This is a genomic window from Ornithinimicrobium cryptoxanthini (assembly GCF_023923205.1).
GTDB classification, from domain to species: domain Bacteria; phylum Actinomycetota; class Actinomycetes; order Actinomycetales; family Dermatophilaceae; genus Ornithinicoccus; species Ornithinicoccus cryptoxanthini.
The window spans coordinates 2,873,369-2,887,811 of sequence record NZ_CP099490.1 but is presented as its reverse complement, the minus strand read 5'-3'; the positions used below and the strand labels follow the sequence as shown (position 1 = coordinate 2,887,811).

16 protein-coding genes are annotated in these 14,443 nt (G+C 69.9%); 12 read left to right on the top strand and 4 right to left on the bottom strand.

The window, feature by feature from the left end:
• The 7 genes from NF557_RS13320 (at position 1) to NF557_RS13290 (ending at position 5,797) form a co-directional block, all read left to right on the top strand.
• On the top strand, positions 1 to 834 hold the full coding sequence (locus NF557_RS13320) for a class F sortase (RefSeq protein WP_252620010.1): 834 nt from the start codon (positions 1 to 3) through the stop codon (positions 832 to 834).
• Between the two features lie 162 nt (positions 835 to 996).
• Positions 997 to 1,251, top strand: coding sequence for a mycoredoxin (locus tag NF557_RS13315; RefSeq protein WP_252620009.1), 255 nt, complete (start codon positions 997 to 999; stop codon positions 1,249 to 1,251).
• On the top strand, positions 1,248 to 1,601 hold the full coding sequence (locus tag NF557_RS13310) for a DUF488 domain-containing protein (protein WP_252620008.1): 354 nt from the start codon (positions 1,248 to 1,250) through the stop codon (positions 1,599 to 1,601). The genes NF557_RS13315 and NF557_RS13310 overlap by 4 nt, the downstream gene beginning before the upstream one ends.
• 173 nt (positions 1,602 to 1,774) lie before the next feature.
• Positions 1,775 to 2,071, top strand: coding sequence for an Asp-tRNA(Asn)/Glu-tRNA(Gln) amidotransferase subunit GatC (gene gatC / locus NF557_RS13305; protein WP_252620007.1), 297 nt, complete (start codon positions 1,775 to 1,777; stop codon positions 2,069 to 2,071).
• Between the two features lie 8 nt (positions 2,072 to 2,079).
• Positions 2,080 to 3,651, top strand: a complete 1,572-nt coding sequence (gene gatA / locus NF557_RS13300; protein WP_252620006.1) for an Asp-tRNA(Asn)/Glu-tRNA(Gln) amidotransferase subunit GatA — start codon at positions 2,080 to 2,082, stop codon at positions 3,649 to 3,651.
• Entirely contained in the window at positions 3,648 to 5,186 is a 1,539-nt protein-coding gene (gatB, locus tag NF557_RS13295) for an Asp-tRNA(Asn)/Glu-tRNA(Gln) amidotransferase subunit GatB (protein WP_252620005.1), read from the top strand. Before gatA ends, gatB begins: the two co-directional genes overlap by 4 nt.
• A 155-nt stretch (positions 5,187 to 5,341) precedes the next feature.
• Positions 5,342 to 5,797 (top strand): hypothetical protein, encoded by a 456-nt coding sequence (locus NF557_RS13290; RefSeq protein WP_252620004.1) that lies wholly within the window; start codon positions 5,342 to 5,344, stop codon positions 5,795 to 5,797.
• A 124-nt stretch (positions 5,798 to 5,921) separates the two neighbouring features.
• Here NF557_RS13290 and NF557_RS13285 read toward each other — a convergent pair whose 3' ends face one another.
• Positions 5,922 to 7,118: an acyl-CoA dehydrogenase family protein gene (locus tag NF557_RS13285; RefSeq protein ID WP_252620003.1), complete on the bottom strand. Its 1,197-nt coding sequence runs from the start codon at positions 7,116 to 7,118 to the stop codon at positions 5,922 to 5,924.
• Positions 7,119 to 7,198: 80 nt separating this feature from the next.
• The gene (locus tag NF557_RS13280) at positions 7,199 to 8,452 is read right to left on the bottom strand and encodes a PQQ-dependent sugar dehydrogenase (protein ID WP_252620002.1); all 1,254 of its coding nucleotides are present in this window, start codon (positions 8,450 to 8,452) and stop codon (positions 7,199 to 7,201) included.
• A 112-nt stretch (positions 8,453 to 8,564) separates the two neighbouring features.
• Between NF557_RS13280 and NF557_RS13275 the strand changes: the two genes are divergently transcribed.
• From NF557_RS13275 to NF557_RS13255, 5 genes are all read left to right on the top strand, one after another.
• Positions 8,565 to 9,491, top strand: a complete 927-nt coding sequence (locus NF557_RS13275) for a 2-hydroxyacid dehydrogenase (RefSeq protein ID WP_252620001.1) — start codon at positions 8,565 to 8,567, stop codon at positions 9,489 to 9,491.
• Positions 9,491 to 10,024, top strand: coding sequence for a SixA phosphatase family protein (locus tag NF557_RS13270; protein WP_252620000.1), 534 nt, complete (start codon positions 9,491 to 9,493; stop codon positions 10,022 to 10,024). The genes NF557_RS13275 and NF557_RS13270 overlap by 1 nt, the downstream gene beginning before the upstream one ends.
• Positions 10,021 to 10,920 carry a ketol-acid reductoisomerase gene (locus tag NF557_RS13265; protein WP_252619999.1) on the top strand — a complete coding sequence of 300 codons (900 nt, stop codon included), beginning with the start codon at positions 10,021 to 10,023 and terminating at the stop codon, positions 10,918 to 10,920. Before NF557_RS13270 ends, NF557_RS13265 begins: the two co-directional genes overlap by 4 nt.
• A 65-nt stretch (positions 10,921 to 10,985) precedes the next feature.
• Positions 10,986 to 12,080, top strand: a complete 1,095-nt coding sequence (locus NF557_RS13260) for a branched-chain amino acid aminotransferase (protein ID WP_252619998.1) — start codon at positions 10,986 to 10,988, stop codon at positions 12,078 to 12,080.
• A 6-nt stretch (positions 12,081 to 12,086) separates the two neighbouring features.
• Positions 12,087 to 12,704 (top strand): GyrI-like domain-containing protein, encoded by a 618-nt coding sequence (locus NF557_RS13255; RefSeq protein WP_252619997.1) that lies wholly within the window; start codon positions 12,087 to 12,089, stop codon positions 12,702 to 12,704.
• Here NF557_RS13255 and NF557_RS13250 read toward each other — a convergent pair.
• Both NF557_RS13250 and NF557_RS13245 read right to left on the bottom strand, forming a co-directional pair.
• Entirely contained in the window at positions 12,701 to 13,096 is a 396-nt protein-coding gene (locus NF557_RS13250) for a hypothetical protein (RefSeq protein ID WP_252619996.1), read from the bottom strand. The genes NF557_RS13255 and NF557_RS13250 overlap by 4 nt on opposite strands.
• A gap of 23 nt (positions 13,097 to 13,119) precedes the next feature.
• A complete protein-coding gene (locus NF557_RS13245; RefSeq protein WP_252619995.1) occupies positions 13,120 to 14,319 on the bottom strand; it encodes a cytochrome P450 in 1,200 nt (399 codons plus the stop codon).
• Positions 14,320 to 14,443 lie beyond the last annotated feature (124 nt).

Here is a 14,443-nt window from a genome sequence, read left to right as displayed (position 1 = left end):
GTGCGTCCTCCGACAGACGAAGGCCGTCACCGGCTGACCGAGGGTCGTCACCGGATGACCGCAGGCCGCAGGCACCTCGTGGTGCGTGCGGCCTGCGGGCTTCTGCTGGCGCTGGGGCTCAGCTCGCTGGCGGTCGCACTCGACGATGGCGTTCAGACTCCGGACCTGGCGCTGGGCACGCCGCTGTCCGAGCCTTCTGCGCAGCGGGCTGCCTTTGTTGCTGACGGTGCTACCCCGGCTCTACCCGCGCCGTCGTTGGGCCGTTCCGCGGTCGAAGTCCTCGCGTCGGCCTCAGCCCCTCCAGCCGGGGCCAAGGCGGCTGCGCCGACCGCACCCCTGGGCACCTCGTCGCCCGACGGGGTCAACGGCGAGGTCGCACGCCCCACCACGCTGTCCATTCCCACCATCGATGTGAAGTCCCTAGTAAATCCCCTCGGCCTGAATGCCGACGGCACTCTCGAGGTCCCCGCACGCGGACCGCTTTATGACCAGGCTGCCTGGTTCGACGGTTCACCGCGTCCGGGCCAGGACGGTCCCGCGGTGCTCCTGGGGCACGTCAACGGGCGCGGCGGGGTGCCATCGGTCTTCTTCAGGCTGGCCGAGCTGCGCGTCGGCGACCAGGTCGTCGTCGACGGCACCGACGGCTCTCCAGCCGTTTTCGAGGTCTACCTGACCGAGCAGTACCCCAAGGACGCCTTCCCCACCGCGGCCGTCTACGGTGACACCGAGGGCGCGGAGCTTCGGCTGATCACCTGCGCCGGAGCCTGGGACGCAGGGGTCGGCCACTACCAGGACAACACCGTCGTCTATGCACGACTGCTACCCAGCGGGTAGGTGCCGGACGCCTCGACATACACCTGCCTTCGTCTCGGTCGCAGGATGTGTGCGGGATCTCCCTCTGACGGCTGATTCGCCCGCAGCCCGGGCGCGCACGTCTCGTGGTGGGTCAGTCCGTGGCAAGGTGGCAGGAGTCTGCGACACGAGGAGGTCAGCGGCATGTCTGAGGAAGATCGCTCGGTGGTCGTCTACTGGCGTCCGGGCTGCGGCTACTGCATGAGGCTCAAGGCGTCGCTCGGCGACCTGGGTGCCAAGGCTCTCTGGGTGAACATCTGGCAGGACGACGACGCCGCGGCGTTCGTGCGCAGCGTCAACGACGGCAACGAGACGGTGCCCACGGTGGTCATCGACGGCACAGCCCACACCAACCCTTCCGCCAGCACCGTTCGGGAGAGGCTGGAGACACTGGCATGACCGAGATCAAGACACAACGGGTGTATGCCGGTGCACCGGGTGGCTGGCACTCGATCCTGGTCGATCGGGTCTGGCCGCGCGGGATCGCCAAGGGCGACCTGGACGTCACCTGGCTCAAGGAGGTCGGCCCGTCCACGGAGCTGCGCACGTGGTTCGGGCACGACCCCGAAAAGTTTGACGAGTTCGCCCAGCGCTATCGCCAGGAGCTGGACGGGTCGGACGCGTTAGACGAGCTGCTCCACGAGGTGCGCGGCTACCAGCGGGTGGTGCTGCTGTTCGGGGCCAAGGACGAGGAGCACAACCAGGCCGTCGTCCTGGCCACGCTGCTCCGCGAGCGGCTGAGTGGCTGACTACCTGGGCCGCATCCTGCCGCGACGTCCCCACCTGGGCACGGATAATACGGCGGTGCGATAGTTATAGCGCTCCCACAGGGCAGACAAGCGTGCTCAGGTTCGGACAGGAGGCCTAGGTTCAGCGGGGCAGCGCGTTCGGAAGGCGCGGATTGGGAACCTAGACTGACCCCATGTCCGCTTTGTCCCGCGACGATGTCGCGCACGTCGCCATGCTGGCCCGGATCCAGCTCACCGATGAGGAGCTCGACCGGCTGGCCGGTCAGCTCGACCAGATCGTCGGCTGGGTCGGTCAGATCAATGAGGTCGCCGCGCAGGACGTGCCGCCGATGAGCCACCCCCTGCCGCTGACCAACGTGACCCGCGCCGACGAGGTGCGCCCGAGCCTGACCGCGGAGCAGGCGCTGTCCGGCGCCCCCGAGGCCGCGCAGCAGCGGTTCAGCGTCCCCCGCATCCTGGACGAGGAGTGAGCGCCCGTATGTCGACAGTCACCGAGCTCACCCGCCTCACCGCCGCGCAGATGGCCGACGGCCTGGCGGCCGCCGACTTCACCTCTGTGGAGCTGACCCAGGCCCACCTAGACCGCATCAGCGCGCTCAACCCGGTGCTCAACGCCTTCCTGCAGGTGGACGCCGAGGGCGCGCTGGCCACCGCTGCCGACGTCGACGCACGTCGCGCGGCTGGAGAGACCCTGCCCCGCCTCGCCGGGGTCCCGATCGCGGTCAAGGACATCGCCTGCACGCAGGGCATCCCGACCACGGCCGGCTCCAGGACGCTCCAGGGCTGGGTCCCGCCCTATGACGCCACGATCGTCACCCGCCTCAAGGAGGCCGGCCTGCCGATCCTCGGCAAGACCAACATGGACGAGTTTGCGATGGGCTCCTCCACCGAGCACTCCGCCTATGGGCCGACCCGCAACCCGTGGGACCTGGACCGGATCCCCGGCGGCTCCGGAGGTGGCAGCGCGGCGGCGGTCGCTGCGTTCCTGGCGCCGCTGGCCATCGGCTCCGACACTGGCGGCTCGATCCGCCAACCGGCGGCCGTGACCGGTTCGGTCGGGGCCAAGCCGACCTATGGCGGCGTCTCGCGCTACGGCATCATCGCGCTCGCCTCGAGCCTGGACCAGATCGGCCCGTGCGCCCGCACCGTCACCGACGCCGCGCTGCTGCATGAGGTCATCGGTGGCCACGACCCGATGGACTCGACCAGCATCGATGCCCCGGTCCCGGCCGTCGTCGAGGCCGCCGCCAACCGGGACCTGACCGGGCTGCGCGTCGGCATAGTCACCGAGCTGACCGGTGATGGCTACCAGGCCGGTGTCCAGGCCCGCTTCGACGAGTCGGTCGAGCTGCTGCGCCAGGCCGGCGCCGAGATCGTCGAGGTCTCCTGCCCGCACTTCGACTACGCGATGGCTGCCTACTACCTGATCCTGCCGAGCGAGGCCTCCTCCAACCTGGCCCGCTTCGACGCGATGCGTTATGGCCTGCGGGTCAGCCCCGAGGGCGTGGAGTCGCCGAGCGCCGAGCAGGTCATGGGTGCCAGTCGCGACGCCGGCTTCGGCGACGAGGTCAAGCGCCGCATCATCCTGGGCACCTATGCGTTGTCCTCGGGCTACTACGACGCCTACTACGGCCAGGCGCAGAAGGTCCGCACGCTGATCGCGCGCGACTTCGAGGCGGCGTTCGAGCAGGCTGACGTGCTGATCAGCCCCACGGCGCCGACCACGGCGTTCCGGATAGGGGACAAGCTGGAGGACCCGATGGCGATGTACCTCAACGACATCGCCACCATCCCCGCCAACCTCGCCGGGATCCCCGGACTGTCCCTGCCCAGCGGCGTGACGGACGAGGACGGCCTGCCCGTCGGCATACAGATCCTCGCCCCGGCGACCCAGGACCAGCGGATGTATGCCGTGGGTGGCGCCCTCGAGGCCTTGCTGGCTCAGCAGTGGGGCGGGTCGGGCAGCGTCCTGGACCGGGCCCCAGAAGTGACTACAGGGGTCACCTCCGGAAATCGCACCGGGCCGGCCACGAGCGAGGAGGCGCGATGAGCACCCACACCGTCGATGCTGTCGTCGACTATGACGAGCTCCTGACCAGGTATGACCCGGTCCTGGGCCTGGAGGTCCACGTCGAGCTGAACACCGCGACCAAGATGTTCTGCGGGTGCGCCACCGGCTTCGGGGCCGAGCCCAACAGCCAGACCTGCCCGGTGTGCCTGGGGCTGCCCGGTGCGCTGCCGGTCGTCAATGCGACTGCGGTGGAGTCGGCGATCCGCATCGGCCTGGCGCTGAACTGCCAGATCGCGGACTGGTGCCGGTTCGCGCGCAAGAACTACTTCTATCCCGACATGCCCAAGAACTTCCAGACCAGCCAGTATGACGAGCCGATCGCCTTCGAGGGCTACCTGGACGTGGACCTCGATGACGGGACCGTCTTCCGGGTCGAGATCGAGCGTGCCCACATGGAGGAGGACACCGGCAAGTCGACGCACATCGGTGGTGCCACGGGCCGGATCCACGGTGCGGACTACTCGCTGGTCGACTTCAACCGCGCCGGCATCCCACTGATCGAGATCGTCACCAAGCCGATCACGGGCGCGGGGGAGCGGGCGCCCGAGGTGGCGCGTGCCTATGTGTCCGCGCTGCGCGACCTGCTCAAGGCGCTCGCGGTGTCCGAGGTCAAGATGGAGCAGGGCAACGTGCGCTGCGACGCTAACGTCTCGCTGCGCCCCAAGGCTGGTGAAGACGCGACGTCGGCGGAGCAGCTGGCCGTGCCGCTGGGCACCCGCACCGAGACCAAGAACGTCAACTCGTTGCGCTCGGTCGAGCGGGCCGTGCGCTATGAGATGTGCCGGCACGCGGCGGTGCTCGACTCCGGGGAGAGCATCCTGCAGGAGACCCGGCACTGGCACGAGGACACCGGCGTCACCACGTCTGGGCGGCCGAAGTCCGATGCTGACGACTACCGCTACTTCCCCGAGCCGGACCTGGTGCCGGTCGCGCCGACGCGGGAGCGGGTCGAGGAGCTGCGCGCGACCCTGCCGGAGCCTCCGGCCGAGCGACGCAAGCGGCTGCAGGGCGACTGGGGCTTCTCGGACCTGGAGATGCGCGACGTGCTCAACGCCGGTGCGGTCGAGGTCATCGAGGAGACCGTCGCGGCAGGGGCGACGCCGGCTGCTGCCCGCAAGTGGTGGACCGGTGACCTGGCCCGTCGCGCCAACGAGGCAGGCACGGCGGTGACCGAGCTCGGCGTGACCACGGCGCACATCGCAGAGCTGGACGGGCTGGTGCGCGACGGGCGGCTCAATGACTCGATGGCCCGCCAGGTCATGGAGGGCGTGCTGGCCGGTGAGGGTGGTCCGACGCAGGTCGCCGACGCCCTCGGACTGGAGCTGGTCCAGGACGACGGCGCCCTCGAGGCCGCCGTGGACCAGGTGATCGAGGCCAACCCCGATGTCGCACAGAAGGTGCGGGACGGCAAGGTCCAGGCTGCCGGTGCCCTCATCGGGCAGGTGATGAAGGAGATGCGCGGTCAGGCCGACGCGGCCAAGGCCCGCGAGCTCATTGTGCGAAAACTCACCTAATTTTGTCCAGGTTTTGTTGGTCGCACCCACGTTTTCGTAGCGGTTTTGACACCGCCACGACCCTTGCCGGCGCGGCTGTTCTGTCGCTGGCGCTGGTGGGGTGCGGCTCGTCCGGCATCACGGCGTTGGCGGCGGACGGCGGCTGGGGCGGCGGGATGAGCCTCGGGGACGGCGAGAGCGTGCAGATCGGGACCGCCCTGTGGTGCGTCGAGGGTGACGACCCGGCCGAGGTCTCGGGCGTGGAGTTCGAAGAGGTCCGGGGGATCGAGATCGTCGACTTTGTCGTGGTCACCCAGCCTGTCACCGAAGACCGTTTCGGGTCCGGGGAAGGACCGTTGGGCACTGATCTGCCGGGCCGGGCGGACGGGCAGATCCACGGGCGGTGCGCAGACTTCGACGAGACAGGCAACGCCCCGGACGACACGGAGGTGTCCTATGTCGTGCTGGAGTTGGCGTTGGTGGAGGGACAGACGGTCGGGACCGCGACCGGGCTGCGCGTCGAGTCCGACGCGGGCAGCGCCGTCGAGATGATGAGTGTCGTGCTCTGCGACGAGGCCGCTGTCGATGAGTGCGACCCGGATCTCGAGGCAGTCACCACCGGCGGACGCTGAGCTGCGCCAAAAAACTGAGTCAGGGCCGTGGGCAGCCCACAAAAACCGCTATCAAAATGCGGATCGCGCCTACGAAACCGCTATCAAAATGCGGGTCGGGCCTACGAAACCGCTATCAAATTTGTCATGACTCAGGGACCGGTCCGAGGAGCGCGTTCGCCCAGGCGCCGTGCACCGACTCGTCGTCGCTGGGGTGGAAGATCCCGGCCAGCACGTCACGATAGAGCCGCGACAGCTCGTTGCCGGTGAAGTAGGAGGACCCGCCACTGGCCCGGATGGCCTTCGTCACCACCGACAGTGCGGTCTCGGTCGCACGGGACTTCACGGCCGACAGCTGCGGCATCCACATCGCGCCGCGGTCCACCCCGGCGTCGACGTCGTGGGCCAGCGCGGCGATCTGCGGGTGAATGGCGTCCAGCTCGATCGCCGCGTCGGCCAGGCGCCACCGGATGTCTGGGTCATGGGCATACGGCGCACCCTTGTTCTTCATCGAGGTGCGCTTCTGGACGGTCGCGACGGCGAGGTCCAGGGCTCGCTGGGCGATGCCGGTGTAGACCGAGGCCAGGAGCAGCTCGAAGCTGGCGAAGATCCCGAAGACGAACGGGTCGGCCGTCGGCCCCGGCGGGATCCGACGGACCACCCGGTCCGCCGGGGCATGCGCCCCGGAGAGGATGGTCGTGCGGGACTGGCTGCCGCGCATGCCCATGGTGTCCCAGTCGTCCTTGATCTCGAAGCCACCACCGTCGCGGGTGATGAAGCCAAAGACAGACATCGGCTCCTCACCGGTGCTGTCCGTGCCAAAGGTGCCCAGCCGCGTCCAGGCCGGTGCCAGGGAGGTGAAGATCTTGGTGCCGTGGAAGCTGAAGCCGCCTGAGCCGTCGGGACGGGCCTCGGTGCGGGAGCCGAAGAGCACCAGGTCGTTGCCGGCCTCGGAGATCCCGAAGCCGAACACCTCTCCGGCCGCCGCGTCGGCGAACACCCAGTCCATCGACTCGTCGCCGGTCGCGTGCACCACCCGGGCGACCCCCATCCACACGTGGTGCATATTGATCGAGAGCGCCGTCGCAGGTGCGGCACCGGCCAGCCGCATCTGCTCGCGGGTCAGCTGCTCAAGCGTCAGCCCCAGGCCGCCGAACTCGGTCGGCACCATCGCCCGCAGATAGCCGACCTCGGCAAGGTCGGCCAGGTCCTCGTGCGGGAAGCCGTTGTCGCGGTCGACCTGGGCGGCGCGGTCGCGGATCCGCCCGAGCAACTCGTCGGTGAGAAGGACACCAGGACTTGGCAGGGCATCCGGGGTGGGCTGGGCACCAGGGGCGGGCATCGGCATACTCCCTCGGGGTCAGGGGACCCGGTGGGGTCCACTCAGGCACCACCAACCTACGCCGCGCAGGCGGTGGCACCTCAGCCGGCGGGGGCGACCTGTGTCGAGGGGGCCAGGGCAGCGGGATCCGGGATCAGCAGCAGCCGGTCGTCCTCCTCGGCCGGGTCGCCGCGGAAGGTGTTGCTGGTCAGCACCCACAGCTTCCCGTCGACGCCGCTGACCACGCTGCGCAGCCGGCCAAACTCACCCTCGAGCAAACGCTCCGGCTCGCCCACCGTCACCGACGCCCGGTCCGTGCCGGTGCCGCGGTCCTGCACCGGCACCCGCCAGAGCGACTGACCACGCAGCGCCGCGACATACACACTGCCGTCCCGGCCGACCGCGAGCCCGGACGGTGAGGCCTCGGAGGTCGGCCAGCTGATGACCGGGTCGCTGAAGGCGGGCTCCCCGCCCGGGCCCTCGAACTGCGGCCAGCCGAAGTTGTCGCCGGGATGGATCAGGTTGAGCTCGTCGAGAGCGTTCTGCCCGAACTCGCTGGCCCACAGCCGCCCTGCCTGGTCCCAGTCCAGCCCCTGCACGTTGCGGTGCCCCAGCGACCAGATCGGTGAGGAGGGGTCAGGGTTGTCCGGCGCGGGCTCCCCGCTAGGCGTGATCCGCAGGATCTTGCCGGCGAGCGACTGGCCGTCCTGGGCCTGGGCGCCGTCGGAGGCGTCGCCAGTGGTGACATAGAGATGGCCGTCCGGGCCGAACTCGATGCGCCCGCCGTTGTGGTTGCCCGCCTTGGGGATGCCCTCGAGGACGACCTCCACCGAGGGTTCCTCCCGGCCGTCCCCGGTGACCACGCCCGGCTCCACGCGCAGCACGCGGTTGTCGGTGTCGGTCGTGGCATAGGCGAAGAACTCACCCGGCTCACCCTCGTGCCAGGACGAGTCCGCCGGCACCGCCAGGCCGAGCAGACCCCCCTCACCTCCAGGGCTGACCCCGGGCACGATGGTGACGCGCTCAGGGTCGGCTCCCGGCACGACGTGGAAGACCTCGGCGGTGTCACGCTCACCGACCAGCAGGCTCCCGTCGTCGAGGGCGACCAGCCCCCACGGCACCTCGAAGCCGGTGGCGACCACCTGGACCGCTTCCGCCGTCGTCGGCGTCTGGTCAGGAGTGTCCGTCTGCGAGCCATCGTTGGTCATGGTGCCCCTTGTCGGGGTCTCACCGGCGGTGGCCGCCGCAGGAGTCGCGGGAGTCCGGTCGACATCGCTGCTGCACGCGCCGACCATCGACCCCACGGCGATGGCTGCCAGCAGGACGGTGGGAGGTCGGCGGGTCACGGTCGCCATGGTGGCAGCCTGTCACGGGCAGGCCGGTGAGCGCGAGTGCGCGGCGAGGCCGGGGATGAGCCTGCCCCACGGACCGCACGCGCGACCCCGACCCGTCGGTTAGCGTGGGTTCGTGCCTGTCATCAGCGTGCCGAGCTTCCTGGCAGACCTCATGGAGCCCATCGAGGGCGCCGAGGTCGTCACCTGGGACATGCGAGAGGCGCCACCGCGGGATGACCTCGAGCTCGTCGTGGTCCCGCAGTTCAACGCACCTCGCGTCAAGCGCCTCGATGAGCTGGGCTCGCTGCGCGGTGTGATCACCCTGACTGCTGGCTATGAACACGTCACGCCTCACCTGCCGCCAGGGGTCCCCCTGGCCAACGCCGTCGGCGTGCACGACTCGGCCACCTCCGAGATGGCCCTGACCCTGATGCTCGCCGCCCAGCGCGACATCCCCGCCTCCGTGCGTGCGCAGGACGCCGGGCACTGGGGGAAGCAGCAGGTCACGCGCTCCCTCGCCGACTCACGGGTGCTGATCGTCGGCTATGGCGGGATCGGCCGGGCCCTGGCCGCTCGTCTGCTGGCCTGCGAGGCCGCCGTCACCGCCGTGGCCAGCCAGGCCCGCGACGGCGATGAGTATGTCGACAGGGTCCACCCCGTCGACGACCTGTCAGTGCTCCTCCCGGACTGCGACATCATCGTCCTGGCGGTGCCGCTGCTGCCGAGCACACGAGGGCTGCTCAGCGCTCCGCAGCTCCGGTTGCTGCCCGACGACGCCCTGGTCGTCAACGTGGGGCGCGGTGCTCTGGTCGACACGGACGCGCTGCAGGCTCAGTGCGCGTCGGGGCGGTTGCGCGCGGCCCTCGACGTCACCGACCCCGAGCCGCTGCCGGAGGGGCACCCACTGTGGAGCACACCGGGCGTCCTGATCACGCCGCACCGCGGCGGCAGCAGCACCGCCTTCCCCCCGCGGGGTGCGGCCTATGCCGCCGAGCAGATCAGGACCTTGGTCCGCAGCGGACACATCGACCACGTCGTCGCCACAGGTCAGGAGCGGTGATGAACACTGGGACCCGAACCCTCATCCTGGTGCGGCACGCGAAGACCGAGCAGGTGCCCGGCAAGGTCGACCATGACCGCGAGCTCCTCCCACGGGGCGAGGGTGACGCCCGCGCAGGGGGAGCGTGGATCGTCGAGCACGGGTTGGTGCCCCACCTGGTGCTCTGCTCCACCGCCACCCGCGCGCAACAGACCTGGCAACAGATGGCCGAGGGCGGCCAGCTGCGCGACGTCGAGGTGTGGAGCGACCGCCGGATCTACAACGCCTATCCCGACGAGATCCTCGAGGTCGTGCGCGAGGCGCCGGAGGACGTGCGCACCGTGATGGTGGTCGGGCACGCTCCCGGGATCCCTTCTCTGGCAGTCGGACTCGCCGACGAGTCAGACTCTGACGCCAGCTCGCTGGCGACCCTGCGCGAGGGAATGCCCACAGGGGTTGGCGCCGTGCTGGAGTGGGACGGGCCCTGGGCCGACCTGGACGCGGAGTCCGCCAGGCTGGTCGGCGTGCACCGGTGGCGGCAGGAGGGGGCGTGAGCCAGGGATCGCACGCCACGAGCGAGGGGCCCACCGACCGGCAGGCGAAGTTGCTCGACCCAAACTCGGCCGACCTGAGCCTCCTGCAGGACCGGCAGGTGGCGGTGCTCGGCTTCGGACCGATCGCCTCCGGCCACGCCCTCAACCTGCGCGACAGCGGAGTTGACGTGCGCATCGGCGTGCCCGCGGACAGTCGGGCCGCGGCACGCGCCGAGGTCGAGGGGCTGCTCGTCGTCGAGGCGGCGGCCGCAGTCACCCAGGCGGACATCGTCGTGCTGCCCACCGACGACTCTCACGATCTGGCCGGCGTGCCCACCCTCCTGGACGCAGGCCTCGAGCCGGGCGACCTGGTGCTGGTCACCGGCGGCGAGCCGGTGCACCGCGACGGCCTGACCGTGCCGCCCGGAGTGGACCTGGTGGTCCTGCAGGCGATCGGGGGACCGGAACGGCTGCGCGGTGAATACCTCGACGGCCGCGGCGTCCCCTGCCTGGTCGCGGTCGAGGCCGACCCGAGCGGGGTCGCCTGGCCCGTGCTCACGGCATACAGCCAGGCCCTGGGCGCCCTGCGGTCCGGCGCACTGGTCACCTCCGCCGAGGAGCTGACCGAGGCGAGCCGGTATGCCGACACGGCAGTCCACGAGGCCGTGCAGCACCTGGTGCAGGACGGGTTCGACACCCTGGTGGCGCGGGGGACCGCCGAGGAGGTCGCCTACCTGGTCACGCTGCACGAGCTCAAGGAGCGCATCGACGCCGCGTGGGTGCTCGGCTTCGGCACCGAGCAGGTCGCCGACCGGGAGGCCGCCGAGCTGTCGAGCCGGCGTGCCGTGGCGCGCGCAACCCACCAGATCGACCAGGTCGGCCGACGGGTGCGGGGGCTGATGAGCTGGATCCGCTGAACGGGTAGTTTGGGACCCTGCAACACGTTTTGGAACTGCGCAACGACGCCGGCTCAGGAGGATGCATGACCACCCAGACCGCACCGACCTTCACCGTCGAGCAGCGGCCCGACCCGGCCACCGACGAGCAGGTCGCCGAGCTCCTGGCCAACCCGGCCTTCGGGGCGAAGTTCACCGACCACATGGCGTTGGTCGACTGGAGCAAGGACGGCGGCTGGGCCCATCCGCGCATAACGGCCTACGGCCCGATCCCGCTGGAGCCGGCGGCGTCGGTCTTCCACTACGGCCAGGAGATCTTCGAGGGGATGAAGGCCTACCGGCACGCCGACGGGTCGGTCTGGACGTTCCGTCCTGAGCAGAACGCAGACCGGTTTGCCCGTTCGGCCCGTCGGCTGGCGCTGCCGGAGCTGCCCGAGGACCTGTTCCTGGAGTCGCTGCGCGCCCTGGTCGAGGTGGACCAGCGCTGGGTGCCGGGTCAGGAGCTGGGCGAGGTCAGCCTCTATCTGCGCCCGTTCATGATCGCCACCGAGCAGGCACTGGGGGTGCGGCCGGCCAACCGGGCGCTCTTCTGCGTGATCGCCTCACCGGCCGGCGTCTATTTCCCCGGTGGTCTGAAGCCGGTCAACATCTGGCTGTCCGAGGAGTTCGCACGTGCGGCCCCCGGGGGCACCGGCACCGCCAAGTGTGGCGGCAACTATGCCGCGTCGCTGGCCGCGCAGGCCGAGGGCATCGACAACGGCTGTGACCAGGTGGCCTTCCTCGACGCGATCGAGAAGAAGTGGGTCGAGGAGCTGGGCGGGATGAACCTGTTCTTCGCCTATCGCGACGGCTCGATCGTCACGCCCGAGCTGAGCGGCACGATCCTCGAGGGCGTCACGCGCAACTCGCTGATCGAGCTGGCCCGCGAGCGCGGCCATGAGGTCATCGAGCGGAAGTACTCCATCGACGAGTGGCGCGCCGACGCTCAGAGCGGCGACCTGGTCGAGGTCTTCGCGTGCGGCACCGCGGCGGTGATCGTCCCTGTCGGCACGCTCAAGTGGCGTGGCGGCGAGGTCACCATGGGCGGCGGCGAGCTTGCGGGCGACCTGCGCAACGCGCTGCTGGACATCCAGTATGGCCGCGTCGAGGACACGCACGGCTGGATGCACCAATTGGTCTGAGTCGCCGTGAAGATCGATCTCAAGAAGGATCTCAAGGCGCTCTATCAGCCCGGCTCCGCAGACTTCACCGAGGTGGAGGTCCCGCCGCGCGACTACCTGGCGCTCGACGGGCACGGCGACCCCAACACGTCACCGGACTATGCCGCGGCGGTGTCCGCTCTCTATGCCAGCGGGTATGCCGTGAAGTCCGCCCTGCGGGCACGTTCGGGGGAGGACTTCGTGGTCGGTCCGCTGGAGGGGTTGTGGACCAGCAGCGACCCCACCTCCTTTGCCGACCGCCGCAAGGGCGAGTGGGACTGGACGATGCTGATCCCGCTCCCGGACGTCGTGAGCGCCGAGGACGTCGCGCAGGGTCTCGCGGTTGCGGCCGGCAAGAAGCCGGAGCTGCCGGTCGATCAGGTCCGGCACGTCGTGCTGGAGGAGGGCGACTGCCTGCAGATTATGCACCTCGGCAGCTTTGACGACGAGGGACCGGTGCTGGCCCGGCTGCACCACGAGGTCATGCCGGCGCGCGGGCTGACCTTCAACGGACCGCACCACGAGATCTATCTGAGTGACCCTCGCCGGGTCGCGCCCGAGCGGATGCGGACCGTGCTGCGCCAGCCGGTGTGCCCGGTCGCCTAGCGGACGAAGATGAGCCCCTCGTGGGTGACGGTGTAGAGGAACAGCCTGCCGGAGCGGTCGTAGATCGCGAGGTCGACGTCGCCCAGCTCGGTCCACTCCACGCGGTCGCCCCGTGGGCTGGTCACCAGCGTGAAGAGCCCGCCGATGTCGCGCAGCGCAGCGATGATCGAGCGGTCATAGGCATAGCGGTGCAGCACGGCCTTCGGGTCGGCGCGCTGATAGCCGGGTCGGGGTCCCACGCCCACGGTGCGCTCGGGGCCAAGACCGCTCAGCGCCGCCGCCAACGAGTGCCCCGTGTCGCCGTGGTGGAAGACGAACTCGAGCACCGACATACGAGGTCGCAGGTCGTGCAGGACGGCCAGCTGGTCATCGGGGGAGGGGGCCGCAACCACGTCAAACCCCAAGTCATCCCACGTCACTGAGGACCGAGCCGCGGTGTCGGCGTGAAGGCGATCGGGAAGCTGATCGCGCCGGTGTTGCCCGACATGGGCAGCCAGTTGCCGGGGCCGTCGGCGCGCGCATCGGGCATCCGCGCGGCGAGGATCGGCAGGGCGACGGCCATGTCCATCCGGGCGACCCAGTGGCCGAGGCAGTGGTGCACGCCGCCGCCGAAACCCATGTGCATCGGGTGCTCGACCGTGATGTCGAAGGTCGGGTCCGGTTGGGCGCGGGGGTCGGTGCCGGCGCTGTGGGAGAGGACCTGGACGATGTCGCCGGCGCTCAGCTGCAGCTCGTCGCCCAGCACGACGTCCTCAAGGGCCTCCCGCGTGATCCAGGTGACCGTCGGGTTCACCCGCATGACCTCCTCGACGGTGTTGCGCCCGAGGTCGGGATCTGCGGCCAGCAGCTCCCACTGGCCGGGGTGGGCAAAGAGGGTCTGCAGGGCCAGGCCCAGCTGGTTGCGCGTGGTCTCCATGCCGGCGAAGATCAGGAACACCAGCGCGACCGACAGCTCCTCGGGGGAGAGCTTGCCCTCCTGCTGGTGGCGCACCAGGTCCGAGACCAGGTCGTCGCGCGGGTGTGCGGTGCGGTCGCGGACCACGTCGTCGCAGTAGCCATAGAGCCCCTCCAGTGCGGTCTCGATCCGCGGCAGGTCCTCCTTGACCCGCACGCCGAAGCTCTTGCCCAGGTCGTCGGCCCAGTGCGCGACCTGCTCCCACTCGCTCTCGGGCAGCCCGACGAGGCGGCACAGGATGCGTGAGGCATAGGGCTCGGCGAACTCCTTGATGAACTCCACCGAACCGCGCTCGCTGAACCCGTCGACGAGCTCGTGGGCCAGCTGGGTGAAAGACGGCACCATCGCTGAGATGACACCCTGCTTGAAGGCGGGGTTGAGCAGGCGGCGCATCCGCAGGTGGTCCTCACCCTCGAGCGAGAGCAGCACCTTGTGCCACCAGTCGCTGAACATGCCGGAGTGGATGCCGTTCTGGGACGGCCACCTGGCGTTGCCCTGCCGGAAGCGGCGGTCCTTGAGCAGTGCGGTCACCTCGGCGTGGCGCAGGACGGCGTGCCCATAGCTGGTGCGCGCCCACCAGGACTCCTCGCGGGCGCCGATCACCTCGGGGCCTGTCACGTCGAAGGTCGGGTCGGCCAGGTCGAGGAATCGGCTGCTCATGAGCAGATGCTACGAGGCTCTGTGGGGCAGGGGGGGTCGAGGCCGGGCACCCGGGCTCCACCCCACGAGCGACGCGGTGGCGTCCCACTGTCGCCGCGGCATACACATGTATGTGTATGCTCAG

Excerpts from the sequence above, each read along its gene's own strand:
- NF557_RS13315 (WP_252620009.1), top strand. The coding sequence starts at position 997 with ATGTCTGAGGAAGATCGCTCGGTGGTCGTCTACTGGCGTCCGGGCTGC.
- NF557_RS13310 (WP_252620008.1), top strand. The coding sequence starts at position 1,248 with ATGACCGAGATCAAGACACAACGGGTGTATGCCGGTGCACCGGGTGGC.
- gatC (WP_252620007.1), top strand. The coding sequence starts at position 1,775 with ATGTCCGCTTTGTCCCGCGACGATGTCGCGCACGTCGCCATGCTGGCC.
- gatA (WP_252620006.1), top strand. The coding sequence starts at position 2,080 with ATGTCGACAGTCACCGAGCTCACCCGCCTCACCGCCGCGCAGATGGCC.
- gatB (WP_252620005.1), top strand. The coding sequence starts at position 3,648 with ATGAGCACCCACACCGTCGATGCTGTCGTCGACTATGACGAGCTCCTG.
- NF557_RS13290 (WP_252620004.1), top strand. The coding sequence starts at position 5,342 with ATGAGCCTCGGGGACGGCGAGAGCGTGCAGATCGGGACCGCCCTGTGG.
- NF557_RS13285 (WP_252620003.1), bottom strand. The coding sequence starts at position 7,118 with ATGCCCGCCCCTGGTGCCCAGCCCACCCCGGATGCCCTGCCAAGTCCT.
- NF557_RS13280 (WP_252620002.1), bottom strand. The coding sequence starts at position 8,452 with ATGGCGACCGTGACCCGCCGACCTCCCACCGTCCTGCTGGCAGCCATC.
- NF557_RS13270 (WP_252620000.1), top strand. The coding sequence starts at position 9,491 with ATGAACACTGGGACCCGAACCCTCATCCTGGTGCGGCACGCGAAGACC.
- NF557_RS13260 (WP_252619998.1), top strand. The coding sequence starts at position 10,986 with ATGACCACCCAGACCGCACCGACCTTCACCGTCGAGCAGCGGCCCGAC.
- NF557_RS13245 (WP_252619995.1), bottom strand. The coding sequence starts at position 14,319 with ATGAGCAGCCGATTCCTCGACCTGGCCGACCCGACCTTCGACGTGACA.